Genomic DNA, 25,487 nt, shown 5'->3' with positions numbered 1-25,487 from the left:
TTATTGAAGAAATTAAAAAGTGAGGAGTCGATTTATGAAGGCGGTCATTCTTTGTGGTGGTAAAGGTACAAGAATGGGAGAGGAGACACAATATAAACCAAAACCACTTGTGAATATAGGTGGAAGACCAATTATATGGCATATAATAAAAATGTTTTCTCATTATGGAATAAAAGATTTTATATTATGTCTTGGATATAAGGGAGATATGATAAAGCAATATTTTAATGAGATGCATTGGAAAAATAATGATTATACAATCCATATAGAAAATGGATTATCAAATATAGAGTATCATACTAAAGGAACTGAAAAATTAAATATTACCATGGTTGATACAGGACTTGAAACTTTAACTGCAGGAAGATTAAAGAAGATTAAAAAATATTTAAATGAAGATGAATTTTTACTAACTTATGGAGATGGGTTAAGTGATGTGAATATTGATCAGTTAATTAAATATCATAAAATGAAAGGGAAAATTGCCACCTTAACAGGGGTGCACCCAACCTCATCTTTTGGAGTAATTGAAGTGGAAAATGGAATTGCTAAGTCTTTTAAAGAAAAGCCCAAACAGGGGGGCTTTATCAATGGAGGATTTATGGTATTAAATAAAAAGATATACGATTATATCCCTGAGGAAGATTGTATGTTTGTACAACAGCCCCTTAAAAATATAGCCAAAGACGGTGAACTAGCAGTCTTTGAACACAATGGGTTTTGGACAGCAATAGACACTCTAAAAGATTTACTAATGGTTAATGAATTATGGAATTCTGGCAAAAGACCATGGGAAGTTTGGGGGTGATTTGTATGAATACTTTGTTTGAAAATTGTTTTAAGGGCAAGACTGTCTTGGTTACAGGTCATACTGGGTTTAAGGGTTCATGGCTAAGTATATGGCTTAAGGAATTAGGGGCTAAGGTAATTGGTTATGGACTAGATCCTTATTCACAAGAGGATAATTTTGTAGTTACAAAATTAAAGGAAAAAATTGTTGATATTAGAGGGGATATTAGAGATATGGATAAGTTGTATCAGGTGTTTAGAAAGTACAAGCCTCATATTGTCTTTCATCTCGCTGCACAGCCACTTGTAAGACTTTCTTATAAAATTCCAAAGGAAACCTATGAAGTAAATGTAATAGGGACTTTAAATGTTTTAGAGTGTATAAGAAAATCCCACTTTGTTAAGGTAGGGGTTATGATTACCACAGATAAATGTTATGAAAATAATGAACAGATTTGGGGATATAGAGAGACTGATGCAATGGGAGGATACGACCCATACAGTTCTAGTAAAGGATGTGCAGAACTTCTTATTGCTTCTTATAGGAATTCATTTATGAATCCTAAAGAATATTTACAACATGGTAAAGCAATATCATCTGTACGAGCTGGAAATGTAATTGGTGGTGGAGATTGGCAGAAAGATAGGATAATTCCTGATTGTATAAGGGCTTTAATAGATAATACCCCCATAAAAATAAGAAATCCTAAGGCAACTCGACCATTTCAACATGTTTTAGAACCGTTGAGTGGGTATTTACTTTTAGCATCTAAAATGTATGAGGATGGGGTAAATTATTCTGGAGCATGGAATTTTGGTCCGGACTATAATTCTATAGTTAATGTTGAAACAATAGTAAATCTCATGATCAGTAAATGGGGATGTGGACAGTGGATAGACTTATCTAATAAAAATCAACCCCATGAAGCAAAGTTATTAAGTTTAGACTGTACCAAGGCTAAAACTTATCTTAATTGGAGACCAAGATTAGATATGGAAGAGGCAATAGAATATACGGTAGATTGGTACAAAAATTATAAAACTTCTAATGTATATGATTTATGTTTAAATCAAATTAAGGAGTATTCAAAATGATAGATGGAGTTATTGTAAAAACGTTGAAAAGAATACCTGATGATAGAGGTACTATTTTTAAAATGCAGGAAAGTTGTGATTCAGAATTTAAGGGTTTTGGAGAAATATATTTTTCAACAATTTATCCAGGAGTAGTGAAGGGGTGGCATTTGCATGAGAATGCAATCTTGAATTACGCAGTTGTGAAAGGAATGATTAAGTTAGTTCTATTTGATAATCGAGAAGGGTCAAAAACCAAGGGGGAATTAATGGAGTTATATATTGGAGATAAAAATTACTGCTTAGTTCAAATACCATCTGGGGTATGGAATGGGTTCAAATGTGTTGGAAATGAAGAAGCAATAGTTGCAGATTTAATCACTGTAATTCATAAAGAGGATGTTATGAAAAGAATGAATCCAGATAATTGTTTTATTAATTATGATTGGAGTTTAAATAATAGGTAAAATTTTAATATATGTGAGGGATAAAAAATGAGCCATGAAATAACATTAAGACAAGAAATATTAGAGAGAGTTAAAGCAATATATAGTTTAAGAAAGTCAGAAGAAGAATTCATTCCTGGAAAAACAAAAGTTAATTATGCAGGGCGTGTTTTTGATGAAAAAGAAATGGTAGCAGTTGTAGATTCGGCTTTAGATTTTTGGCTAACATTAGGGGCAGAGGGACGAGAATTTTGTGAAGAGTTCAAGAAGTATTTAGGAATGAAACACTGTTTAGTTACTAACTCAGGCTCATCAGCAAATTTAGCAGCTATTTCAGCACTTTGTTCACCTATAATAAGGAACCCTATGAAAGAAGGGGATGAAGTAATAACAACTGCTATGACTTTTCCCACAACGTTAAATCCTATAATACAGAATGGTTTAATCCCTGTATTTATTGATATTGAAGAAGACACGTATAATATAGATGCTTCAAAAATTGAAGCAGGAATTACTGATAAAACAAGAGCTATAGTTTTTGCTCATACCTTAGGGAATCCAGCGGAAATGGACAAAATTATGGAGATAGCTAAAAAGTACAATCTTTATGTAGTTGAGGATACTTGTGATGCTTTAGATTCAATTTATGATGGAAAGAAATGTGGTACCTTTGGAGACTTTTCAACTTATAGTTTTTACGCAGCTCACCATATGACCATGGGAGAAGGTGGAGCTATATGTACAAACTCCTTAGAGCTATATAGAGCAGCATTATCTATAAGAGATTGGGGAAGGGCATGCTATTGTCAAACAGGCGAAAGAAAGCCAATGGGAGCCTGTGGGCATAGATTTGATTTTAAATTTGGTGACTTACCTGAGGGGTATGATCATAAATATGTTTATAACAATATAGGATACAATTTAAAGCCTCTAGATATTCAATGTGCTATGGGAATAGAACAGCTTAAAAAACTTCCAGAATTCACAGAGACAAGAAAGAAAAATTTTAAAGTCTTATATGATTGTTTTAAAAAGTATGAGAATAAATTTATTCTTCCAAGAGTATTACCAAAAGCAGAGCCTTCCTGGTTTGCTATTCCTATAACAGTTAAAGAAGATGCAGGATTTACTAAAAGAGATTTTGTAACCTATTTAGAATCAAAATTAATTGAAACAAGGATGTTATTTGCAGGTAATATACTAAAACAACCAGGGTATAAAGATATAAATTGTAGAGTAGTGGGAGATTTAAAAAATACAGATCAAGTAATGAATAGAACCTTTTTCTTAGGGGTTTACCCAGGGCTTACAGAAGAAAAACTTGAATATATGACAAAATGTATAGATGAATTTTTTAAGGAGTAGATTGGAGGAAATAATGGATAAAGGTATTGTTGTATTAGGTGGGGGCATAGCTGGAATAACTGCTGCATACTTTTTAGGAAAAGAAAAGGCAGTAGTTTATGAAAAAGAAGAACAGTGGGGGGGATTATGTAATAGCTTTTGTATTAATAATTTTATATTTGATAAAGCAATTCATCTATCATTCACTAAGTACAGTGAAGTTAGGGAAATATTTGATAGGGTAAACTATTACAAGCATGAACCTAATCCTAGTAATTATTATAAAGGACATTGGTTAAAGCACCCTATACAGAATAATTTATATCCACTTCCCGCGGAAGAAAAGGTTAAAGCAATAAAAGATTTTATTAATAGACCTATTTATAATAAAAAGTTTCTTAATTATGAAGAGTGGTTGTATGAACAGTTTGGACAGTATATAGCTGAAAACTTTTCACTTAAGTATACTGAAAAGTATTGGTGTGAAGAGGGGAAAAAGTTAGAGACATCTTGGATAAAAAATAGAGTGTATAGACCTAGTATTGAAGAAGTATTGTACGGAGCAATGAGTGAAAAAACACCAAACACTTATTATGCTAAAGAAATGAGATATCCTAAAGAAGGTGGATACAAAGCATTCCTAAAACCAATGGGTGAAGAAACCAATATTCTATTAAATAAAAAGGCTGTTTTAATAGATAGTCACAATAAATTAATAGAGTTTTCAGATGGAACCAAGATACACTATGAAACTTTAATAAGTAGTATACCATTACCAAAATTAATTAATATAATAAAGGATGCACCTAAAGTAGTGAGGGAAGCAGCAAATAATTTAGTGGCTACATCAATTTTATTAATATCTGTGGGATTTAATAAACCAGATGTAGTTAAAAATCTATGGTTTTATATTTATGATGAAGATTTGCTTCCGGCGAGAGCATATTCACCAAATTTAAAGTCAAAAAATAATGTGCCATCAGGATGCAGTTCTCTACAATTTGAAATTCACTATTCTAAATACAAACCAATAAATATTAATAGAGCTAATATTTTAGAGCATGTTTCAAATGTAATAGAAAAATTAAATATTGCTCGTAAAAGTGAAATAATATTTATGGATTACAGAAATGTTGAATATGGTAATGTGATCTTTTATAAAGACATTCATAAAAATAAGAAAATAATACAAAATTATCTGGACAAGATTGGAATTAGATATATTGGTCGCTTTGGTGAATGGGATTATTTATGGAGTGATCAAAGTTTATTAAGTGGCAAAAAAGTAGCTAAGGAATTAATTACGGAGATTCCTTAGTGAAACTTGATTTATGCACACCTTAGAAAAAGTTATACGATAACCGTATCAAAATCACCATGGTTTAAGGTGTTTTGGACATGTATAAATCAACTTTTGAACTGGAATCTCTATTCGGAGTTGAAATAATATGAATATATTAATAACTGGTGGATTTGGGTATTTGGGAAGTTATTGTGCAGAGTTATTTTATAGAGAAGGAGTTAATGTAACTTTACTGGGAAGAAGAATACCTGATTATATGAAAATATGGTCAGAGAAATTTGAAACTATTTTAGGAGATATTACAGATATTAATTTGATAGAGAAGATTAAAAAAAGAAAATTTGATTGTGTAGTTCACTTTGCAGCAGCAAATGAAAATGTGTGTTTAAATAATTCTAAACAGGCCATTACAGTAAATGCATTTGGAACAAAAAATATGTTGAATATTTGTAAAGAGAAAGGTATAAATAAGTTTATTTATATTTCTACTTTTCATGTGTATGGAAGTCAAAAAAATAATACTGTAATTAACGAAAAATGTTGTCCAAACCCAATTAATGATTATGGAATAACACATTATTTTGGAGAATTATACTGTAAACAATATTCGAAATATTCTAACATTAACTGTGTAGTTTTAAGACCTTCTAATTTTTACACAGGTCCTTTGTTTAATGAAATTAATAGATGGTCCTTAGTTCCAAACAATTTTATTAAGCAAATAGTAGATAATAAAAAAATTATCATTAATTCATCTGGAAAACAGATAAGAAATTTTATTTCTATATTGGATTTATACAACGCAATTAAGTTATCTTTTGAAGATCAAATTAGTAAATTTGAAATATTTAATGTTGGTGGAGAAAAGAATTATTCAATTAATGAAATAGCGGATTTAACAGTTGAGATTTATGAAAAAATATTTAAAAATGAAGAAATAACAATACTTCATACCAATAAGGTTGTAAAAGAAAATATTATTCAATATGTATATGATATATCCAAGGTGAAATTAATGGGATATAAATCAATAAATAATGTTAAACAAGAGATTAAGAAAACTATTGAACTTTATTTTAATATAGATATCTCAGTTCAATAATTGATTTATACATGTCCATAACTCATTGAAACGCTGAGATTTTGGAACCATTATCGTATAACTTTTTCTAAGGTGTGCATAAAGCAAATTTCACGGTATGATATCTATAAATAGATCTAAAGTATCTAATTACGGGAGATGAAGATTATGAGTAAAATAATTTATATAAGAATTAAGCTTAATGTATTTGAATATAAAGAAAATGTTAAAACCCAAGGGAAGGAGGTTAAGGGATTTACTAAAGAGTGGATTGAGAATAGAATTGATATATTTATGAACTATACTCTTAAGAGTTTGAAAAATCAAACTAATCAAAATTTCTTAGCAAGAGTTATTTATCATCATAGTACTGAAAAGATTGTTAAACAAACCCTTGCTAAATATGATGAATTACCGAATAATGTAAAGTTCTTAACTAGAAAACAATATAATCAGGATATATTAGAAGTTATTAAAGGACATGATTATTTATATTTTGTACGTTTGGATTCTGATGATATGTATCATAAATCATATATACAAAAATTACACGACTATCAACCTAAGAAAGAAACTAAAGCATTAATTAATCAAAAAGGATATGTGTATGATTCTATAAATAATCGATTAATAGAGTTTTTTCATAAAAGTCCTCCTTTCTTTACCTTTATATTTAAAGTTGAAGAGTTTCTTTCAGGAGTTAGATGGTATAAAACAGAGCATGGGCATACAGGTGTAATTAAGTTACCCCATGAAATCTTACAGGGACGCAATTATATTTTTCATGCACACAATAATAATGTAATTAGAAAAGAAGGGTATTTCAATTCTAAAAAGTATAAGCAAATTCATAAGTCAAAAGTTCGACAAATATTAAAGCAGTTTATTGGTAAAAAGTAATATATTTATATAAAATCCTGATAAATACTAAAGAAAAGGTGGTTAAATGAAAAAAATAATTTATATTGTTAGCACATTGAATATTGCAGCATTCAAACAAAACTCAGAAGAAAGATTTACTAAAGAGTGGATTGAGTATAGAATTAGTATATTTATGAAATATACATTACAGAGCTTAAAAGCACAGACAAACCAAGAGTTTATAGCTGTTATTCAATATCATGATAGAACAGAAAATATAGTACAAGAGGCATTAAGGAAGTATCCAAAACTTCCAACTAATGTTAAGTTTTTAAAGAAGTCTAATTATAAAGAACATGTAAGAAATACTATTATGAATTATGATTATTTTTATTTAACTAGATTAGATTCTGATGATATGTATAAAAGGACCCATGTACAGTTTTTACATGATTATAATCCTAAAGAAAATACTTTAGTGTTAATTAATGTAAACGGTTATTTATATGATACAAAACTAAAACAATTGTTAAAATTTCATCATGGAAGTTCTAACTACTATACTTTCATATATAATACAAAAAAATATTTAAGTGGAATATATAATCAAGCTAAGTATATACCAGTTAATGGTCATAAAGGGGTAATCAATTTGCCTAATGAAATCATCAGAGAAAAAAACTTTATTCGAACTATACACTCAAAAAACACGTTAGAGTATGATTTGAATCCTGGTTATCATAAATTATGGTTAAATCATAAAAATCATATAAAAGATAAAAGAAAAGTTAGAAGAATATTATTTGATTTTATGGGTAGAGCAGTGGATAGAATAATATAAATTTAGGAGAAGAATAATGAAGGATAAAAAAATTATTATTGAAAGTATGATCAATGTTTTAGATTATGAAGTAAATAATAAAAAGAGTTTAACTAAAGAGTGGATTAATTATAGAATTGGTTTATTTATGAATTATACACTTAAGAGTTTAAAGTTACAAACTAATCAAAACTATATTGTATATGTTAAATATACAGATAATACTGAAGACTTAATTCAAGAAGCACTTAGTAAATATGATAAACTTCCTGCTAATATTGAGTTTATAAGAAATTCTAAATATGCTTCTAAACTTAAACAAGATATAGTGGGATTCAAAAAATTATATCTAATAAGATTAGATTCAGATGATATGTACCACAAATCATATATACAACAGATGTATGATTATGTGCCTCATAAAAATACGAAGATATTGGTAAATCAATCAGGGTATATTTATGACTCAATTCAAAAGCGTTTAGCTAAATACTTTTATATAGCACCTCCGTTCTATACACAAATATATAACACTAATAAATTTTTAAAAGGTGAAAGGCATTGGTTGCGAATAGGGCATAAGTGGATAGTTAAACAACCACATGAAATTGTAGGAGTGAATAACTTTATATTGCATGCTCATTCAAACAATACTAGGACAGTATTTGATGAAAAATTCAAAAAAGGCATTATAAAGAATAAGTCAGAAGTAGAAAAAATTTTAAGAGAATTTATAGGGAAAGGGTAAGTGAAGTAATAAGTGAATTAATTGTGTAAGATACAAATTAAAAAGGTTAGGTGTATATTAATGAAATTTCAATATTTCCAATGGCCTAAAGATAAAAAAAAAATAGTCAAATATTATAAAAGTGTAGATAAGAGTAAAATTATTGATAAAATGAAATATATTTTACCATCTGCTATAAATAAGGATTACATTAATGCAGCCGAAAAAATTATTAGAGATGATATATATATGATTCCACCTTATGGTAGTACTAGTTATCCTAAGTCAATTAATTGGACAGAGGATCCTAAAAATACTAGAAGCTTTATGAGGTTATTACACGGACATTTTTTTATAAATGATCTTGTAGCTGCATATAAAAAGAGTAAAAAAGTAGAATATTTATTGAAGGGTTTTGAAATTATAAAAGATTGGATATTAAATAATCCTTATAATAATCCGGCTCATAAGATGGCATGGCATGATGAAACCACAGCAAGTAGGTTAATGACGTGGATATCTTTTTTTAATGAAGCAAGAAAATTGTTAAATGATAATGAGAGTGAATTGTTTTTGAAAAGTATATTCTTACACGTAAAGTTATTAAGCAGTTCTAATTTTTATTCTAAAAATACAAATCATGGAATGTTTCAAGATCAAGCATTAATAATCTATAGTGACTATTTTTGGGAGTTTAATAATAGTAAAAATATTAATAAACTTGCTTGTTCAAGAATGAAAGAATATTTTGATTTTATTTTTTCAAGTGAAGGGATTCATTTGGAGCATTCGCCCAAATATCATCAAATGATAGCTCAATATCTGAAAAAATATGGAGATTATTTGAATTCTGTAAATAGTCCTTTTAGTAAAGAATTAATTAACCTATATAATAAAGCTAGTAAATTTGCAACGTATATCATTAAGCCAGATGGATATTTGCCACAGATAGGAGATACAGATAGGTTAAGAGCGAGATCAGGAATATGGATAAATAATCCTTATTATAGATATGCAGTAACAAAAGGGCGAGAGGGGAGAGTTCCCCTAGAGAATGATAAAGTATTTCCAAAGTCAGGCTATGCAATATTTAGAGATGATTGGCAAAAGAAAGAAAAAGGGGTCTATATTTTGTTCATTGCAGCGTATCACGTTGCATATCATAAGCATTGTGATGATTTAAGTTTATGGATATATTCTAATGGAGATATCATTAGAGAATCTGGACCAAATGGGTTTGATTATAAAAATAAGTTTACAAGATACACTTATTCTTCTTTTTCTCATAATACCTTGATTGTTGATAATAAAAGTCTTCCTAGGACAGATGGTAAGTATAAGTCTGTTAGATTGACAGAGTATAAGGTAGATAAAAATATATCAAGAGTGACTGGCATTAATGAAAGGTTTGAAGGTGTTAAGCATATTAGGACTGTTGAATATTTTAAAGATACTAAAAATATTACAATTACTGATAATATTAAGTCTGAAAAAGAGCATGAATATAAATTGCTATGGAATTTAGCTGATGATATTAAACCTGTTATAAAAGGTACAAAAATCTTGTTATACAGAGGAAAAGTATTAGTGATGAGAGTTTCAATTGAAACAAATACTAAGTTTTCAATAAGAACAATAAGAGGACAGGTTAAACCATTCGTATTAGGATGGATATGTGAAAAATTTTGTCAGCAGAAGCCTACTAGTGCTTTAATAATTGGTTTTACAGGAAGAAATGTTAGTATAAAAACAAAGTTTACAATCATGAATTAATGAAGTGGGAATTTTAAAAGCGTAGTTGAGAGTTGAGAGTGGTGAGTGGAGAACAACTCTCAACTCTCCATTCTCCATTTGTTTTACCGCACGGTGAACCGTGCTTTTTAGATTATAAATGATAACAAAAGATAATATTCTGCATAAAATATTATAGCGGGAGGTATAACATTAATGGAAAAAAATAATAAGATAAAACTTCTATTTGCAGGTCATGACTTGAAATTTGCGAAGATGCTTATTGAATATTTCAAAAGTAAGAAAAATTATGAAGTGAAAATAGATTTATGGAAGGGGCATAATCAGCATAATGAAGAATTAAGCTATAAATGCTTAAAATGGGCAGATGTAATAGTGTGTGAGTGGGGGCTTGGTAATTCAGTTTGGTATTCAAATCATAAAAGAAAAAATCAGGTATTGATAGTTAGAATGCATTTACAAGAACTGAAAACTAAATATCCATTCAAATTTAATATGAAAAATATAAATAGAATCATCACAGTGGGGCCCAAGATAGCAAGGGATCTTAAGAGTAAATTTAAAATACCTGATAGTAAACTATCAATTATATATAATTTAATTGATAGTGAAAAATTGAATAGTAATAAAACTAAAGATTGCAAATACAATTTAGGATTATTAGGCTGTTGTCCAAGCAGAAAACGATTGGATAAAGCTTTAGATATATTTGAAAAGCTATGGTCAAAAGATAAAAAATATAAGCTTTATATTAAAGGGAAACATCCAAAAGAATATTCATGGTTATGGAAAAAGAAAGATGAAAAAGAATTTTATGAATCAGTTTTTAAAAGAATTAATGATAGTAAATGGAAAGATTCGGTGATCTTTGAACCTTGGAGTTCAGATGTTTTCAATTGGTTTAGTAAAATAGGGTTTATACTCTCAGTAAGTGATTTTGAAAGCTTTCATTTAGCAGTAGCAGAAGGAATGGCATCAGGAAGTATACCTATAATTTATAATTGGGAAGGGGCAAATGAGCTTTATCCTAGAAAATTTGTATTTAAAAATAATGAAGAGGCTGCTTTATTAATTCATAATATAGGTAAAGATAATGGATTGAATTCATTACAAAAATATGTTGTGAAATTTGCAAGAGGTAGATTTGATAAAAAAATTATTTGTAGTAAATGGGAAGAAATTATTAAAAAAGAGTGTGAGAACATTGGAAAATAGATATAGAAAAGCTGTTAATAGAATTCTTATCAATAGAGGAAATTTCTTTGTTGAAAAAAATAGTGATTTAATACTTGGAGATAATAATAGATTTTTAGAAGTTCAATCTTTTTTAGAAAATTCTCAGCAAAGATATTTATCTTATCTAGAAGCAAATACAAATTTCAATAAATTGCCTTCCAAGAAGAAGTTAAAGGTAGATACTAATTGTAAGTATAAAATCCAGTTTGTAGGTGAAAAGTTTAAAAATATTAACGTTTCACTTGCGGTTATTTTTTATTCAGAAAATAAAAAAATATCTATTGAATTTATAAATATTAATAAAGAAAAAATAATTATTCCTAATAAAAAATCAAAATATATAAGATTTGGAATCAGAATTAAAGGCAGTGGGAAATGTTTCTTAAAGGAAATAAGAATCTTTAAGATAAGTAACTGTATTATAAATAAAAGTAAGTCTCCAAAAAAAATAATAAATGATAAGCCCAAGTCTATTAAAGAGTTAAAAATTGCTGGGATTTTTGATGATTTTACAATGAGATGTTTCCAAGGTATGTGTAAAGTAATATCCTTTAACCCAGACAATTGGAATAAAATACTGAATAAAGATAAACCTCATATTTTGATTGTAGAATCTGCTTGGAAGGGAAATGGAGGTAGTTGGAAATGGAAGGTTGGGGCTTATAATAAAAATTATATAAAAGGTTTAAAAGAATTAATAAAATTAATAAAATGGTGTAAACAAAATTCAATTCCAACAGTATTTTGGAATAAGGAAGATCCAGTACACTTTAAACGGTTCATTAAAACAGCTCAATTCTTTGATTATGTATTTACAACAGATGTGAATTGTCTTAAAGATTATAAAAAGTTTTTAAATCATAATAGAGTATATTGCCTTCCTTTTGCAGCACAGCCTAAAGTTCACAATCCAATTAAACTATATGAAAATAGAGAAAATAAGATTTGTTTTGCAGGAGCATATTATGCAGCTAAATATAAAGACAGGCAAGTGGATATGCAGAGAATATTTAATGCTGCAGTAGAATACGGACTAGATATTTATGACAGACATTTTGAAGATAATAATCCAAATTATTTATTTCCCAGTAAATACAAAACTTATATTAAAGGGAAATTAGTGGGAGATGAAATTAATAAAGCATATAAAGGGTATAAGGTAATGATTAATGTAAGTAGCGTTAAGAATTCTGATACTATGTTTGCTAGAAGAGTCTTTGAAGGAGTTGCTTCATACACACCCATTGTGAGTTCATATTCAAAAGGAATAAAAAAAATCTTTGGCGACATTATTACTTCTAGTGATGACATCAATGAATTAAAAGAAGCTTTTAAGTTGTTGATGAATGATGAAGAATATTACAACCAAAAAGCTTTAACAGGTCTTAGGTTAGTTCTAAGTAAACACACTTATGAAGAAAGGTTACACTATATTTTATCAAAAGTTGGTATGGGTATCTCTAAAAAATCTCCTAAAATAAGCGTTTTTAGTATTATTAGGTCTTTAAAAGAATTTAAAATGATTTTGAAAAAATTTAAATCTCAGTCATATGATAATAAGGAATTAGTATTAATATTGAAAGAATTTGAGGGAAATAAGAATATAGTAGAAAACTATAATAATAAAAATATAAGAAGTTTTTTACTAAGCTCAGTGAATAATGATTCTAAAATAATGGATATTTTTAAAGGTGACTTTATAAGTTGTTTTTCTAATAATAATTTTTATGGAAAGCATTATTTAGAGGATCTAGCATTGGCTACGAAATATACAGAGGCGAATATCATAGGGAAAAAAGCTATTTACTCATTTGATAAGAAAAGTATTAAAAATAGTTTGGAAATAAAAAATAATGGATGTGAATTTGAGTATACGGATGATTTATTGAGTAGTGTTTGCATAATTCACAAAAATCTTTTGAAATCCAAAAAAACAAGAGAAATAATATTTGAATTTTCAAATGATTCTTCTATGAAAAATTATTCGAAATTGGGATATAGCATGTTTAGCATAGATAAATATAATTTTATTCAAAACTGTAATTATAATTTAAAAGATTATGAAATAATAAGCAAGGTTGAAATTTAGACTTTAAAAATATCCTAAAATGAGTATATACATTTTAGGATATTTTTAATAGGAATATTATAATAAATTTTATACTGTAATTTGTTTTTTATATTCGTAAGTCAATTTAACGTTTTTACGGTTAGCCAACATGCTGTTTTTACCTACATTTTTATTCAGTTTAGACACATCATCAACAATATGGACATAATTAAATTTATCTGATGAATATAGTTTAATATGATTTTTAATACATTGATTAAAAAAGTCATCCCAAATATTTTCTTTTGAAGTGGTTTTTAACTTAATTATATTGAAGAGTTCTTTTTTTATTACTAAGGTTGAACTATATAAATAATTAACATATCGATATTCAGAATTAGGAGCTACTAGCATAAGTTTTTTGTTGTTTTTTAAAAAACAGTGATGTGATAATTTACCAGCTATTTTTGCGTCAGTGTATTTGAAAGTATTCATTAAATCTGTTAGAAAATTAGGTGAATAGTAATCATTTGAGTCAAATATAGATATATAATCACATTGTGAATTTTCAATTCCTAATTTTAAATAATCGTTATATGACTGATTTTCTCCAGCTTGAATAATTCTTATTCCACGATATTTTTTCAACTTTAGCTTTATTTCCTTAATGTCAATTTTTTTGTTATTTAGGATTAAAACTAACTCTTTTTTACTATATTTTTGGATTGTATAATTATTTACTATATTGTTTAGAGTGTTAATATTATTAGTAATTGTAATTATTGAAACACCAGACATAGGGATTTGCTTATATTTAAACCCAATTTTATTTAAAATTTCTTCTAATCTGTGAGTATAGGTGTGTGTATTAAACACTTCTCTTTGTCCACGTAGTGAGAGTCTATCTCTAAAATCTTTAGTACCTAGCAAAACCTTAAGATATTTATCAGCGTCTAGTTTGTTTTTGCATAATTTAACAATGGAAGGGAAAAGGACTTCGATTCCTAGAGCATAGTTACTAATTATAGGTGTACCACAAGCTAATAACTCAAAGACTCTTCTAGAGAACATGCTTTTACTATTTGTTATTGTATTTACATTTAAAAAAAGTTTATATTTTTTATATGCCTTAACTATTTCGTTATAGGGTAAGCCACCTCTAATATATGGTTTGAACTTTGCTGGGAAATCATAATTTTTTTTTGTTGGGAAGGGTACATTATAGGTTCTGTCATATATATGAACAGAATATTTCATTGCTGATGTTAATAAAAAATCCAAACCTTTTTTTCGCTCAGGATATTTATTAGCATACCATGAACCAGCAAAAGCTACATTATTAACTTTCATTTTATCTTTATCAATAGGGTTATGAAGTTGAGGCTGTGCAGCAAAAGGAAGACAGAAAACTTTATTATGCTTTAATACTCCAGTATATTTTTTTATAGATTCCTCTGATGTGGTAAATACATAATCAAATAATTTGGCGGTATGAATAAATTTTTGGAAATGAAATGGATCTTCTTTATTCCAAAAAATTGTTGGTATATTTAAACGATTACAATATGCAATTAGAGATTTTAGGTTAGTATCTTTTGTATTATTTATATCATATATTTTTATTTTCCAACTGTTACCTACGCCTTTCCAAGCAGATTCTACTAATAAAAGATCTGGTTTCTCTTTTGATATGACTTTCTTCCAGTTTTTAATATGCAATTGAATTAGATTACATTCATATTTAAAACAATCATAACTGAATTGATCAAGAATACATGCTATCTTTAAATAAGGTTTTTTTATTTTGATGTTTTCATTCATTTAATTACCTACCTTAGGTATATTTATTTCACATACAAGCACTTCAAATGAAATGAAGTTGCATTGGATGATTTATTGCTTCACTTACATTATATTCAGAACTCCAAAAAATGTTATTATTTGACGAAATTAAATGTATTAGCAAATAAAAATTAAATAGAATTGCAAAAAATATAAGTCAAGTGATATCTCAGTATATGAAAATCACCTGACTATAATAATTAGAGTTTATATAGTTTTATGCCAGGAAAAACAGGACAAATATTTCTAGTGTCTATAACTAACAGTGGCAACTTCTTATCCTCATGGAGTTGTTTAAGTTGAGAAATAACTCCTTCCTGATTTGCAGTAATAACTAAACAATCTGCATTCTTAACACATTCTTTAAGTGAATCAAATTGAAAATTGTAGTTTAATGGAACCATTGGATCATATGCTTTAATCTTAATGCCTGCTTCAATTAAAATTGAAGCAATGTCTAAAGCTGGACTAAATCTACAATCTGCACAAAAATCCTTCATTGCTAGTCCTATGAGAGCTATTGTGGATTCTTTAATATTCTTTCCTTCAGTAGTAAGAGCATTTCTTATTATTTCTACTATTTTTTCAGGTCGTTTAATATTAAGTTTTCTTGCTGTACGAATTAAAGTTAATGGACATTTTTCTTTATCAATAATAGCTTTATCTAAATATTCAAATGCATTTGGAAGGCAGTATCCACCTACGCCAGGACCGGGGGTAAGCAGATTTACTCGTGGATGTGTATTTACTAAAGATTGTAGCTCATAAATATCGATATCTAATAAAGAGGTCGCTTCGCTGATTTCATTAACTAATGCTATATTTACATCTCTATCAATATTTTGAATTACCTTTGTCATTTCAGCAGTTCTAATATTTGAGGCTTTGTATATAGGCGCATCTGTTAAAGAAGATATAAAGTTTTTTGCTTTGTTAAAGCTAATATCATCCATTCCCGCTAGAATCATTGGATTATTCTCTAATTCTTCGAAAGCTCGAGTTTCCATAAGTGTTTCAGGACAATAAGCTAAGCTTACTGAAACAGCTAGAGATTTTAACCTAGGTAGAATTAAATTATTACATGTACCAGGTATTAGAGTGGTCCTAAAGATTAGAAGATCCCCATCTACAAGTGTAGGTGTGATTGTATCTAAAACGGAGTTAATTGGAGAAACATCCTGTGAACCATCTTCTTTATTTGCTATGCCTACTGAAATTACAAAAACGGAAGGGGCCTTATCTATTCGTTTAAATTCAGTACTAACACTTAAAAGATTTTTTGAAATTAGATTTTTAGCAATCTCAGAAATATGAATTCCATCACGATACTCTTCAATATTAACTGTTCCCTGTTTTATATTATTTATCGCTGACTGATTTATATCAACGCCTTTAACTGGTATATTAGATGATGCTATCCAACAAGCCATTGGCAAACCAATGTGGCCAAGACCGAAAACATAGACTGTCATTTGTAAATTCTCCTTTCATAATGAAAATTGTATTTCTTTTTCTTAACTATATATAACGCATTAATAAATCTGAATTTTGGTTTCTTGAATAGCCAATGTTTCAAGGAGATTCAAGGAATCAAAATGTAAAAGCTTTATTGAGTTATATATGACTGTGACTATTTTTTTATCATATGGGCTGAATAATTTGATTTTTTTGATATTCATATTTGAATTTTAATATTCAGTATATTATATGTTTATATGTAAAAAATGTTATAAAAATCTTGGATTTTAGGGGGCAGTGTCATATGAGGAAAAAAGTTATTTATTTGAATATGCCTTATTCTAGTAGTAGAAATTATTTCAATCTATCATAATATACAATATGATGTTTTCTAAGGAGATTCCAATGAATAGAAAAAATAAAAAAAATTGGACCATACTTATTTATGCAGATGGAAACAATGAATTAGAGCCTGAAATATGGAAATCTAAAATAGATGCAGAAAAAGTTGGTTCAAGTGATAATATCAATGTTGTGATGCAAATTGCTAGAGAAAGCAGAGAGTTAGCTAAGATAATAAGACCTAATGAGATAATACCTGAGAATGATGAAGAATGGGTTGGAGTTAGGCGGTATTATATAATGAATACAAAATCAAAATTAATTAAAGACTTAGGCAAACTTAATATGGCAGATCCGCATAACTTATATGATTTTATAAAATGGGGAATGGAGAATTATGAAGCAAAACATTATATGGTGGTATTAGCAAGCCATGGAGCTTCATTTATTGCAGCTTTGTCAGATTTAAGTATGGATGCTCCTTATATGATGGGGGTTCCTCAAATGTGTAAAGCTTTAAATATGATTTTAGAAGATGTTGGTCATAACATTGATATTTTAGTAATGGATATGTGTTATATGAATTCAATTGAAATAATGTACGAGTTAGGGAAGAAAACTAAAAATACTGTTAAAAATGTGCTTACTTATATTAGTGAGGGGCCAATAAGTGGACTTCCTTATGAGAGATTAATTGATTCTATAGAAGAATACAGTACTACAGATGATTCACTAGCAATAATAAGAAAGATAATAGATAGTATAGAGATGGATTTAGTAGCAATTGAGATTAACCATGGAAAGCTCAAGAAAATAAAGAATAAGGTTAATAGTTTAGCTTATTGTTATTTAAGTAATCAGGGATATAAAAAGAAAAATCCTTATGAGTTAATAAATAGTTTAGATAGCAGTGATCCATGGTATCAATATGTTATAGATGTTAAGGAGAGTTTTGAGAAAATAATTATTAATTATAAAAGAATATCTAATAATGCAAATAACATACTTAACATAACAACACATGAAATGTTTTTTTCTAATAAAAATATTGCATATATTGTATTGATTTATTACAGTTTAAGCTTCGGTAAAAACAATTACTGGTTAAATGTAATAACTTCAAAGTCATTGAAATTAAATCAGAACATTGAAAGAGTAAATACACAAGTGCGATTAAAGCCTTTTGTGCTTCATCCGACTGGATTATTAAGTGAAATACACGCTATAAATATTGATTTAACTAAAGACGAATTAGAAAAAATACTAAATAAATTATTCGTTTTTAAGGGATGGAATTACAATGAAATAGAAATGAAATCAAAAAATCAAGTTAAGAATCTAAGTAAACTGAATTCATATTCATAATGAGGATGGAGAGTGATTCAAATAAGGCATATTTATTTTCATACGCCTAATATAAAAAAAATTAATTGTAGGAAGTGCTGAGTATGATGTTTCCAAATTTAAAAACAAGATTGAACATAATAGTAGAAATTATAAGGGGTAAAACAACTATTAAGGTAAATGAAGCAGAGACGTGGGTTATTAGAATTACAGTAGCAAATTTTTCACATAATGAAATAAATAATATTATAGTAAAAAATAATATCCTAAATAATGAAACTACAGTTGAAGATTATCTTGTGAATGAGGGGAATTTAGATGACAAAAAAACGCGACAAACTATATGGAGAATTAAAACCGTAGCTCCAGATACAACTGCAGTCTTTGATATTACCCTATATGGAGCTTTTTTAATACCAGGGTATACATTTTTAGATTCCGGTGTAGCTACTGCTGATGGAATAGATTCTATACATTTTAATGATGCAGGAATATATGTTGAAGAGAGTTCAAGAATTCCAACTAGGGGGATGGACCTATTTGCTAGCTATTAATAAAAAATGAAAGAAAGCAAAGAAAAAACATAATGGAGAATTGATAATGTATAATGGAAAACCATTTTCCATTATACATTATCCATTTCTTTTAGAGCGCGCTTAGCGTGCCTTTTTATTTTACATACTTAAAAAAAGCAATATTATAGCCTAGTAAATTGATTTCAGAATCTGGACTGAAAGTTATTACATATTTAATTTTACTTGAATAATTGCTAGATAAAATATCATAAGCTAATAAATTAACGGCTGTGGGTGTAGTATTTATTGAAGCTTGTATAACATTTAATGGTGAAGAATCAGTATTATTTTTATATAAATTTAAGTTTAATGTAATAGGTTGGGAGATAGATTGAAGGACTAGTTGTCCCTGAATTAATACTCTATTTCCTAATTTTTTTGTATAAAGATATAAAGACCCAAGATCACTAATGGGTATACCATCTGATTCGTAATCTATTGCATGGACATCTAAGTCAGCAAGATTACTAGTATTATATTTATGAACAATCATCATTTTTACCTCTTTTTATTTGGAATGTGTACATCTAAAAATTTCATCTATTGGATTTGAGAAATAATAAAAGCCGCATATTTAACTATTATAGGTGCAGGGATATCAGCATTATTACATTTTGCAACTACTGAGTATTTACATGATTCTTGCTCTGAAGGAGTATCAAGAAATTGAAAATTGATGTTACCAGCCCAAGATGTAGGATTTTCAAAGCTATAAAATGTATTTTCATAAATTAAATCCCCATAGTCAGAGTTGGTTGTATTACTATTTTTAAATATTTGAACATTTATCTCCGGTCTAGGTACATCTACTAGAACAGGATATATTTCAGTTGAAGAAGAGCTTTCAGTAATAACAAATTTTGTTTCTTGCTTAATAATTAAAGGGGGAGTTATTATTTTCTCAGGAACTTCAATAACTATATCATCTAAAGTATTTTCATCAATACCTGCAACTTTTATATATATATCTGAAGAATCTTTTTTTATTTTTAAATTTATTACTTTTAAAGATATATTGCTTCCAAGTACTTCTATTTTTGTTCCCTCAGGTGTATTTTGATCTTTAAGCTTTGCTACATTTACCTGTGTAAATAATGGTCCTTTTCTAAGGGTAACTCTTTCAATTTCTAATTCTGGTTGGGTAGCATATTTACTATAACAAAAAGAAGCATGACCTTGTATTTGAAGTGTTTTACCATTCAAGTGGAGGATGCCAGAGTAAAATTCTAAAGGAGTTTGAACTTCAATTTTTATTCCATCATTCTGATTATATTCTTTATGATAAAAGTAATTTGCTAACTTACCATTAGGTGGATACACTATTCTCATAAGTTACGCTCCCTTCATATGTCTTAAGTTAACTATCAATATATTTTATGAGATTATATATAAATTAGGAACAATATTTAATGATACATTAACATTTACTTAGTAGATTCATAGTATATTATCAGAATATACTATTTACTAAATTTGAGGATGATAATATATGAAAACAAGTATGATAATATTAACCTATAATAAATTGGAATATACAAAACAATGTATAGAAAGTATAAGAAAATATACTGATAAAGATACATATGAAATAATTATTGTAGACAATAATTCTGAAGATGGAACTGTTCAGTGGCTTAATAACCAAAAGGATATAAAAATTATTTTTAATAAAGAAAACTTGGGTTTTCCTAAAGGGTGTAATCAAGGAATTAGAGTAGCACAAGGGGATAATATTTTATTATTAAATAATGATGTCATTGTAACACCTAACTGGTTAGAAAATTTAATGAAGTGTTTATATAGTTCAGATGATATAGGAGCTGTTGGTGCTGTCACCAATAGTTGTTCGAATTTTCAAAGTATACCTAAGCAATATGACACTTATGATGAATTGATTAATTTTGCTGAGAAATTTAATATTAGTAGTTTTTTAAAATGGGAAGAAAGGTTAAAATTAATTGGTTATTGCATGCTAATTAAAAAAGAAGTTATTCAGAAAGTGGGGTTATTAGATGAAGACTTTACTCCAGGTAACTATGAAGATGATGATTACTGCTTAAGAATTAGAATGGAAGGCTATAGAATAATGCTATGTAAGGATACATTTATACATCATTATGGATCTGTTACTTTTGGAAAAGAGAGAAAAGAATATTGTAAATTACTGGCGACTAATATGGAAAAGTTTAAGAGCAAGTGGGGAGTAGAAACTAGTTGTTTTGGTGACATAAGAAATGATATAACTTCAATGATTATAAAATCAAAAAGGGAATGTTTTAATGTTTTGCATATAGGATGTGGGTCTGGAGCAACTTTACTTGATATAAAGAACCAGATACCAACAGCAAATCTTTTTGGAATTGAGAAAAATCATAAAGTAGTAATAAACACAGGTCATTTTGCAGATATAAGTATTGGATCATTAGAAAAAATCAAAAATTATCCTAAAGACTTTTTTGATTATGTCATTATAACTGAGTCGAATAAGTGTATGAGTGATTATAAAGAAATATTTTTAAGAATAAAGGAATTATTAAAGAATGAAGGAAAGGTAATTGTCACAGTACCTAAAGAGCTAAATAAAGAAGGAATGTTTAATTTGATAGATTATACTAAGGCAGTATTTAAAAAAACATCTTATGAGATATTTAAAAATAATATTGATATATTATTGTATATTATTGTATATAAAAAATGTTTTAGAATAAATTCTAGTTATTGCTCTAATAAAAAAACACTTAATAATAAAACACTTAATAATAAAAAACTCTGAAGCAAATAAATAATTATTTTATTGGATTCAGGGTTTTTCATATGCCTAATTATCTTAATATTTGTGACAATTTTTTAAAAAATACATATTATATTATGTAATATTAAAGAAATAAAGTGAGAATATAGAATGAAAAATATTGATAATAATAAGAGGTCATGATTAATAAGAAATAAACTAATTTTAAAGATAAAAGGTGTGATAAATATGAAAGGTGTGATTCTAGCAGGGGGAACAGGTTCAAGGTTATTTCCTCTAACAAAGGTAACTAACAAACATTTATTGCCAGTAGGAAAATATCCAATGATATTTTATCCCATTGCTAAAATGAAACAGGCTAATATAAAAGATATTATGATTATTTCAGGAAAAGAGCATATGGGAGATATAGTGAATTTATTAGGTAGTGGATATGAATATGGAGTAAACTTAACATTTAGAATACAGGATAAACCCGGTGGGATTGCCGAGGCATTAGGATTATGTGAAGATTTTGTAGGTGAGGATAAATGCACTGTTATACTAGGAGATAATATATTTGAAGATAATATATGTGAATATATAGAGAGATTTGATTATCAGGAAAGAGGAGCAAAAGTTTTATTAAAAGAGGTAATTGATCCTAGTAGATATGGAATAGCTGAGGTTAAAGAAGGGCAAATAATTTCAATAGAAGAAAAACCAGACTATCCCAAAAGTAATCTATGCGTTACAGGAATTTATATGTATGACAATAGAGTATTTAAGGCTATTAATCGGTTGGAAAAATCCCAGAGAGGCGAACTTGAAATTACAGATGTGAATAATTGGTATATAAACGAGGGTTCTCTTACCTATGATGTTATTGAAGGATGGTGGATTGATGCTGGAACAGTTAATTCATTGATGAAGGCAAATAGGATAGTTAATGATATAGATTTCAAGGATATATTAACTAGGGAGATGTAAGACTTATGAAAATATTGATTACTGGAGATAAAGGCCAGCTAGGAAGTCAAGTTCTTGATATATTATATAAAGGCGTTTCTGAATTAGGAAAAATCCATGATATTTATATAAATTCAGAAATATTAGGTACAGATAAAAAAGAATTAGATATAACCTCATTAGAGCGTGTAAGAAAACTTTTACAACACTTTAAACCTGATGTATTAATTAATACATCAGCTTACACAAATGTAGATGGCTGTGAATCTAATAAGGATTTAGCTTTTAAAGTAAATGCACTAGGTGCGAGAAATTTAGCAATAGTGTGTGAGGAGATAGGAGCAAAATTAATTCATGTATCTACAGATTATGTTTTTGATGGTAGATATTCTATTCCACAAAGAGAGTATGATTTACCAAATCCAATTAGCATTTATGGAAAAACAAAATATTTAGGAGAAGAGTACATTAAGCAGTTTTGTACTAAATATTTTATTGTAAGAACAGCATGGCTTTATGGATATAATGGTAAGAACTTTGTTAAGACAATAATAAAAGCAGCTAAGGAAAAAAGGTATCTTGAGGTTGTAGATGATCAAAAAGGGAATCCAACTAATGCTGAGGATTTAGCATATCATATTTTAAAAATTGCATTAACAGATGAATATGGTATATACCACTGTACAGGAAAAGGGCAATGCAGCTGGTATGATTTTGCATGTAGAATAGTTGAGTATGCTGGAATGGATTGCCATGTGAAGCCAATAAAATCAAATGAAATAAAAAGAGCTGCTAAAAGGCCAGCTAATTCTTCACTAGATAATATGATGTTAAGATGTATTGTTGGAGATGAGACTAGGGAATGGGAAGAGGCTTTAGCTGAATTTATTCATAATTATAAGTAATAATACTGAGAAGAAGTTAGAGATTTTAATGGAGGTCTAAGATGAAAACCTATTTAGTTACAGGTGGAGCAGGGTTCATAGGCTCGAATTTTATAATATTCATGCTAAAAAAATATTCAAACATTAGGATAATTAATGTAGATAAGCTAACTTACGCTGGAAATCTTGAAAACCTTATAGAAGTAGAAAATAATCCTAGTTATAAATTTATAAAAGGAGATATTTGTGATAAAGAGTTGATTAGTAAAATATTTAAAGAAAACAATATTGACTATGTAGTAAATTTTGCTGCAGAATCACATGTTGATAGAAGTATTAGAGAACCTGAGGTGTTTATAAAAACTAATGTTTTAGGAACTGTTAATTTATTAAATATAGCTAAAAATTCATGGGAAATAAAGGGTGAATTTAAATCGGGTAGAAAGTTTTTACAGATATCTACGGATGAAGTATATGGTTCTTTAGGGGAGATAGAATATTTTACTGAAAATACACCGATTAATCCTCATAGTCCTTACTCAGCAAGTAAAGCTTCAGCTGATTTAATAGTTAAGGCATATTATGATACTTTTAAAATGCCAGTGAATATAACAAGATGTTCAAATAATTATGGTCCATATCAACATCCAGAAAAACTTATTCCTCTTATAATCAATAATTGTTTAAACAAAGAGGAATTACCCATTTATGGTGATGGATTAAATGTTAGAGATTGGCTATATGTTGATGATCATTGTAGAGCAATTGATATGGTTATTACTAAGGGGCGGTTAGGACAAGTTTATAATATTGGTGGTCATAATGAAAGAACTAATATTTATATAGTAAGAACAATACTAAACTATTTAAATGAAAACATTGATGATTCAATAACTGAAGAACTAATAAAATATGTTAAAGATAGAAAAGGACATGATAGAAGGTATGCAATAGACCCTACAAAGATAAGTGATGAGCTGGGGTGGAAGCCTGAAATAGAATTTGAAGAAGGTATTAAAAAAACAGTTGAGTGGTATTTAGATAATAAAGAGTGGATTAAGCATGTAACCTCTGATGAATATAGAGATTACTATAGAAATATGTACAAATAAAACAATATATTTAATGATACTAACAATTCTTATTAAGGAGCGAGTATAGCTGTGAATTTTAAATTTAATGAAACTTTCATTAAAGGGTTATATATTATTGAGCCCTTAGTGTTTAAAGACAATAGAGGGTATTTTATGGAAACTTATAATTATAAACAATTTAAAGAAGCAGGGCTTGAGATGATATTTGTTCAAGATAATCAGTCAAAGTCTCAAAAGGGAGTGCTAAGAGGACTTCATTTTCAAAAAAAATATCCACAGGGTAAATTAGTAAGAGTTCTAAAAGGTGAAGTTTTTGATGCAGCAGTAGACTTAAGAAAAGGTTCAGAAACTTATGGTAAATGGTATGGTGTTATCTTAACTGAGAAAAATAAGAAGCAGTTTTATATACCAGAAGGATTTGCACATGGATTTTTAGTACTTTCTGAAGAAGCTGAGTTTGAGTATAAATGTACAGAGTTTTATCACCCAGAGGATGAAGGGGGAATTATTTGGAGTGATAAAGATATAAATATTGATTGGCCGATAAGTAATGTTGATGAAATTATTCTATCTGATAAAGATAAGAGTTGGGGAAGTTTTAGTGAATTTAAAGAGGTTAATATAGATAAAAAGTAAAAACTTTAGTGTAAGCTATTTTTTTAAGATTTTTTATTAGTGGTGAAAGAGTGAAATTATACAAAATTTTATTCTTTCTTAATTTATATTCATATATGAATATATATAAGCATTTATATTGATGTGGAA

General features: G+C 28.1%; 23 protein-coding genes. 19 read left to right on the top strand and 4 right to left on the bottom strand.

Going from position 1 to position 25,487, the window contains the following annotated elements; genetic code table 11:
• Nucleotides 1-34 precede the first annotated feature (34 nt).
• The 12 genes from rfbF to KDK92_RS06040 all read left to right on the top strand — a co-directional run bounded on the left by rfbF (nucleotide 35) and on the right by KDK92_RS06040 (nucleotide 13,522).
• On the top strand, nucleotides 35-808 hold the full coding sequence (rfbF, locus tag KDK92_RS06095) for a glucose-1-phosphate cytidylyltransferase (protein ID WP_250858306.1): 774 nt from the start codon (nucleotides 35-37) through the stop codon (nucleotides 806-808).
• Between the two features lie 5 nt (nucleotides 809-813).
• Nucleotides 814-1,884 carry a CDP-glucose 4,6-dehydratase gene (rfbG, locus tag KDK92_RS06090; RefSeq protein ID WP_250858305.1) on the top strand — a complete coding sequence of 357 codons (1,071 nt, stop codon included), beginning with the start codon at nucleotides 814-816 and terminating at the stop codon, nucleotides 1,882-1,884.
• Nucleotides 1,881-2,330 (top strand): dTDP-4-dehydrorhamnose 3,5-epimerase family protein, encoded by a 450-nt coding sequence (locus KDK92_RS06085; protein ID WP_250858304.1) that lies wholly within the window; start codon nucleotides 1,881-1,883, stop codon nucleotides 2,328-2,330. The genes rfbG and KDK92_RS06085 overlap by 4 nt, the downstream gene beginning before the upstream one ends.
• A gap of 27 nt (nucleotides 2,331-2,357) precedes the next feature.
• Nucleotides 2,358-3,674: a lipopolysaccharide biosynthesis protein RfbH gene (gene rfbH / locus KDK92_RS06080; protein WP_250858303.1), complete on the top strand. Its 1,317-nt coding sequence runs from the start codon at nucleotides 2,358-2,360 to the stop codon at nucleotides 3,672-3,674.
• Between the two features lie 13 nt (nucleotides 3,675-3,687).
• Nucleotides 3,688-4,971 (top strand): protoporphyrinogen/coproporphyrinogen oxidase, encoded by a 1,284-nt coding sequence (locus KDK92_RS06075; RefSeq protein WP_250858302.1) that lies wholly within the window; start codon nucleotides 3,688-3,690, stop codon nucleotides 4,969-4,971.
• Nucleotides 4,972-5,101: 130 nt separating this feature from the next.
• Complete coding sequence (locus KDK92_RS06070) at nucleotides 5,102-6,058, top strand: NAD-dependent epimerase/dehydratase family protein (RefSeq protein WP_250858301.1); 957 nt, start codon at nucleotides 5,102-5,104, stop codon at nucleotides 6,056-6,058.
• Nucleotides 6,059-6,205: 147 nt separating this feature from the next.
• Nucleotides 6,206-6,937 carry a glycosyltransferase family A protein gene (locus KDK92_RS06065; RefSeq protein WP_250858300.1) on the top strand — a complete coding sequence of 244 codons (732 nt, stop codon included), beginning with the start codon at nucleotides 6,206-6,208 and terminating at the stop codon, nucleotides 6,935-6,937.
• Nucleotides 6,938-6,983: 46 nt separating this feature from the next.
• Complete coding sequence (locus KDK92_RS06060) at nucleotides 6,984-7,739, top strand: glycosyltransferase family A protein (protein WP_250858299.1); 756 nt, start codon at nucleotides 6,984-6,986, stop codon at nucleotides 7,737-7,739.
• Nucleotides 7,740-7,755: 16 nt separating this feature from the next.
• The gene (locus KDK92_RS06055; protein ID WP_250858298.1) at nucleotides 7,756-8,466 is read left to right on the top strand and encodes a glycosyltransferase family A protein; all 711 of its coding nucleotides are present in this window, start codon (nucleotides 7,756-7,758) and stop codon (nucleotides 8,464-8,466) included.
• A 60-nt stretch (nucleotides 8,467-8,526) separates the two neighbouring features.
• Nucleotides 8,527-10,218, top strand: coding sequence for an alginate lyase family protein (locus KDK92_RS06050; RefSeq protein ID WP_250858297.1), 1,692 nt, complete (start codon nucleotides 8,527-8,529; stop codon nucleotides 10,216-10,218).
• A gap of 174 nt (nucleotides 10,219-10,392) precedes the next feature.
• Nucleotides 10,393-11,412: a glycosyltransferase gene (locus tag KDK92_RS06045; RefSeq protein WP_250858296.1), complete on the top strand. Its 1,020-nt coding sequence runs from the start codon at nucleotides 10,393-10,395 to the stop codon at nucleotides 11,410-11,412.
• Nucleotides 11,342-13,522, top strand: a complete 2,181-nt coding sequence (locus KDK92_RS06040) for a CgeB family protein (RefSeq protein WP_250858295.1) — start codon at nucleotides 11,342-11,344, stop codon at nucleotides 13,520-13,522. The genes KDK92_RS06045 and KDK92_RS06040 overlap by 71 nt, the downstream gene beginning before the upstream one ends.
• Nucleotides 13,523-13,591: 69 nt before the next feature.
• Here the strand turns inward: KDK92_RS06040 and KDK92_RS06035 are convergent, their stop codons facing one another.
• Together KDK92_RS06035 and KDK92_RS06030 are read right to left on the bottom strand one after the other, a co-directional pair.
• Nucleotides 13,592-15,304: a glycosyltransferase family protein gene (locus tag KDK92_RS06035; RefSeq protein WP_250858294.1), complete on the bottom strand. Its 1,713-nt coding sequence runs from the start codon at nucleotides 15,302-15,304 to the stop codon at nucleotides 13,592-13,594.
• Between the two features lie 221 nt (nucleotides 15,305-15,525).
• Nucleotides 15,526-16,797 carry a nucleotide sugar dehydrogenase gene (locus KDK92_RS06030; RefSeq protein WP_250858293.1) on the bottom strand — a complete coding sequence of 424 codons (1,272 nt, stop codon included), beginning with the start codon at nucleotides 16,795-16,797 and terminating at the stop codon, nucleotides 15,526-15,528.
• 391 nt (nucleotides 16,798-17,188) lie between these two features.
• Between KDK92_RS06030 and KDK92_RS06025 the strand changes: the two genes are divergently transcribed.
• On the top strand, nucleotides 17,189-18,490 hold the full coding sequence (locus KDK92_RS06025) for a clostripain-related cysteine peptidase (RefSeq protein WP_250858292.1): 1,302 nt from the start codon (nucleotides 17,189-17,191) through the stop codon (nucleotides 18,488-18,490).
• An 83-nt stretch (nucleotides 18,491-18,573) separates the two neighbouring features.
• On the top strand, nucleotides 18,574-19,023 hold the full coding sequence (locus KDK92_RS06020) for a hypothetical protein (protein WP_250858291.1): 450 nt from the start codon (nucleotides 18,574-18,576) through the stop codon (nucleotides 19,021-19,023).
• Between the two features lie 115 nt (nucleotides 19,024-19,138).
• Here the strand turns inward: KDK92_RS06020 and KDK92_RS06015 are convergent, their stop codons facing one another.
• Together KDK92_RS06015 and KDK92_RS06010 are read right to left on the bottom strand one after the other, a co-directional pair.
• Nucleotides 19,139-19,540: a hypothetical protein gene (locus tag KDK92_RS06015; protein ID WP_250858290.1), complete on the bottom strand. Its 402-nt coding sequence runs from the start codon at nucleotides 19,538-19,540 to the stop codon at nucleotides 19,139-19,141.
• A gap of 44 nt (nucleotides 19,541-19,584) precedes the next feature.
• Complete coding sequence (locus KDK92_RS06010) at nucleotides 19,585-20,373, bottom strand: hypothetical protein (protein ID WP_250858289.1); 789 nt, start codon at nucleotides 20,371-20,373, stop codon at nucleotides 19,585-19,587.
• 160 nt (nucleotides 20,374-20,533) lie between these two features.
• Between KDK92_RS06010 and KDK92_RS06005 the strand changes: the two genes are divergently transcribed.
• The 5 genes from KDK92_RS06005 (at nucleotide 20,534) to rfbC (ending at nucleotide 25,358) form a co-directional block, all read left to right on the top strand.
• The gene (locus tag KDK92_RS06005; protein ID WP_250858288.1) at nucleotides 20,534-21,817 is read left to right on the top strand and encodes a glycosyltransferase; all 1,284 of its coding nucleotides are present in this window, start codon (nucleotides 20,534-20,536) and stop codon (nucleotides 21,815-21,817) included.
• A gap of 207 nt (nucleotides 21,818-22,024) precedes the next feature.
• Complete coding sequence (locus tag KDK92_RS06000) at nucleotides 22,025-22,765, top strand: sugar phosphate nucleotidyltransferase (protein ID WP_250858287.1); 741 nt, start codon at nucleotides 22,025-22,027, stop codon at nucleotides 22,763-22,765.
• Between the two features lie 5 nt (nucleotides 22,766-22,770).
• Entirely contained in the window at nucleotides 22,771-23,649 is an 879-nt protein-coding gene (gene rfbD / locus KDK92_RS05995; protein ID WP_250858286.1) for a dTDP-4-dehydrorhamnose reductase, read from the top strand.
• A 41-nt stretch (nucleotides 23,650-23,690) separates the two neighbouring features.
• Complete coding sequence (gene rfbB / locus KDK92_RS05990) at nucleotides 23,691-24,740, top strand: dTDP-glucose 4,6-dehydratase (RefSeq protein WP_250858285.1); 1,050 nt, start codon at nucleotides 23,691-23,693, stop codon at nucleotides 24,738-24,740.
• Between the two features lie 51 nt (nucleotides 24,741-24,791).
• The gene (gene rfbC / locus KDK92_RS05985) at nucleotides 24,792-25,358 is read left to right on the top strand and encodes a dTDP-4-dehydrorhamnose 3,5-epimerase (protein WP_250858284.1); all 567 of its coding nucleotides are present in this window, start codon (nucleotides 24,792-24,794) and stop codon (nucleotides 25,356-25,358) included.
• The last annotated feature ends 129 nt before the right edge of the window (nucleotides 25,359-25,487 follow it).

This window comes from Oceanirhabdus seepicola (assembly GCF_023684385.1).
Taxonomy (GTDB): Bacteria; Bacillota; Clostridia; order Clostridiales; family Clostridiaceae; genus Oceanirhabdus; species Oceanirhabdus seepicola.
This window is presented reverse-complemented; position numbering and strand designations above follow the sequence as displayed.

Bases quoted from the DNA above. Each gene is read 5' to 3' on its own strand.
- rfbF (WP_250858306.1), top strand. From the start codon at position 35: ATGAAGGCGGTCATTCTTTGTGGTGGTAAAGGTACAAGAATGGGAGAG.
- rfbG (WP_250858305.1), top strand. From the start codon at position 814: ATGAATACTTTGTTTGAAAATTGTTTTAAGGGCAAGACTGTCTTGGTT.
- KDK92_RS06085 (WP_250858304.1), top strand. From the start codon at position 1,881: ATGATAGATGGAGTTATTGTAAAAACGTTGAAAAGAATACCTGATGAT.
- rfbH (WP_250858303.1), top strand. From the start codon at position 2,358: ATGAGCCATGAAATAACATTAAGACAAGAAATATTAGAGAGAGTTAAA.
- KDK92_RS06075 (WP_250858302.1), top strand. From the start codon at position 3,688: ATGGATAAAGGTATTGTTGTATTAGGTGGGGGCATAGCTGGAATAACT.
- KDK92_RS06070 (WP_250858301.1), top strand. From the start codon at position 5,102: ATGAATATATTAATAACTGGTGGATTTGGGTATTTGGGAAGTTATTGT.
- KDK92_RS06065 (WP_250858300.1), top strand. From the start codon at position 6,206: ATGAGTAAAATAATTTATATAAGAATTAAGCTTAATGTATTTGAATAT.
- KDK92_RS06060 (WP_250858299.1), top strand. From the start codon at position 6,984: ATGAAAAAAATAATTTATATTGTTAGCACATTGAATATTGCAGCATTC.
- KDK92_RS06055 (WP_250858298.1), top strand. From the start codon at position 7,756: ATGAAGGATAAAAAAATTATTATTGAAAGTATGATCAATGTTTTAGAT.
- KDK92_RS06050 (WP_250858297.1), top strand. From the start codon at position 8,527: ATGAAATTTCAATATTTCCAATGGCCTAAAGATAAAAAAAAAATAGTC.
- KDK92_RS06045 (WP_250858296.1), top strand. From the start codon at position 10,393: ATGGAAAAAAATAATAAGATAAAACTTCTATTTGCAGGTCATGACTTG.
- KDK92_RS06035 (WP_250858294.1), bottom strand. From the start codon at position 15,304: ATGAATGAAAACATCAAAATAAAAAAACCTTATTTAAAGATAGCATGT.
- KDK92_RS06030 (WP_250858293.1), bottom strand. From the start codon at position 16,797: ATGACAGTCTATGTTTTCGGTCTTGGCCACATTGGTTTGCCAATGGCT.
- KDK92_RS06025 (WP_250858292.1), top strand. From the start codon at position 17,189: ATGAATAGAAAAAATAAAAAAAATTGGACCATACTTATTTATGCAGAT.
- KDK92_RS06020 (WP_250858291.1), top strand. From the start codon at position 18,574: ATGATGTTTCCAAATTTAAAAACAAGATTGAACATAATAGTAGAAATT.
- KDK92_RS06015 (WP_250858290.1), bottom strand. From the start codon at position 19,540: ATGATGATTGTTCATAAATATAATACTAGTAATCTTGCTGACTTAGAT.
- KDK92_RS06010 (WP_250858289.1), bottom strand. From the start codon at position 20,373: ATGAGAATAGTGTATCCACCTAATGGTAAGTTAGCAAATTACTTTTAT.
- KDK92_RS06005 (WP_250858288.1), top strand. From the start codon at position 20,534: ATGAAAACAAGTATGATAATATTAACCTATAATAAATTGGAATATACA.
- KDK92_RS06000 (WP_250858287.1), top strand. From the start codon at position 22,025: ATGAAAGGTGTGATTCTAGCAGGGGGAACAGGTTCAAGGTTATTTCCT.
- rfbD (WP_250858286.1), top strand. From the start codon at position 22,771: ATGAAAATATTGATTACTGGAGATAAAGGCCAGCTAGGAAGTCAAGTT.
- rfbB (WP_250858285.1), top strand. From the start codon at position 23,691: ATGAAAACCTATTTAGTTACAGGTGGAGCAGGGTTCATAGGCTCGAAT.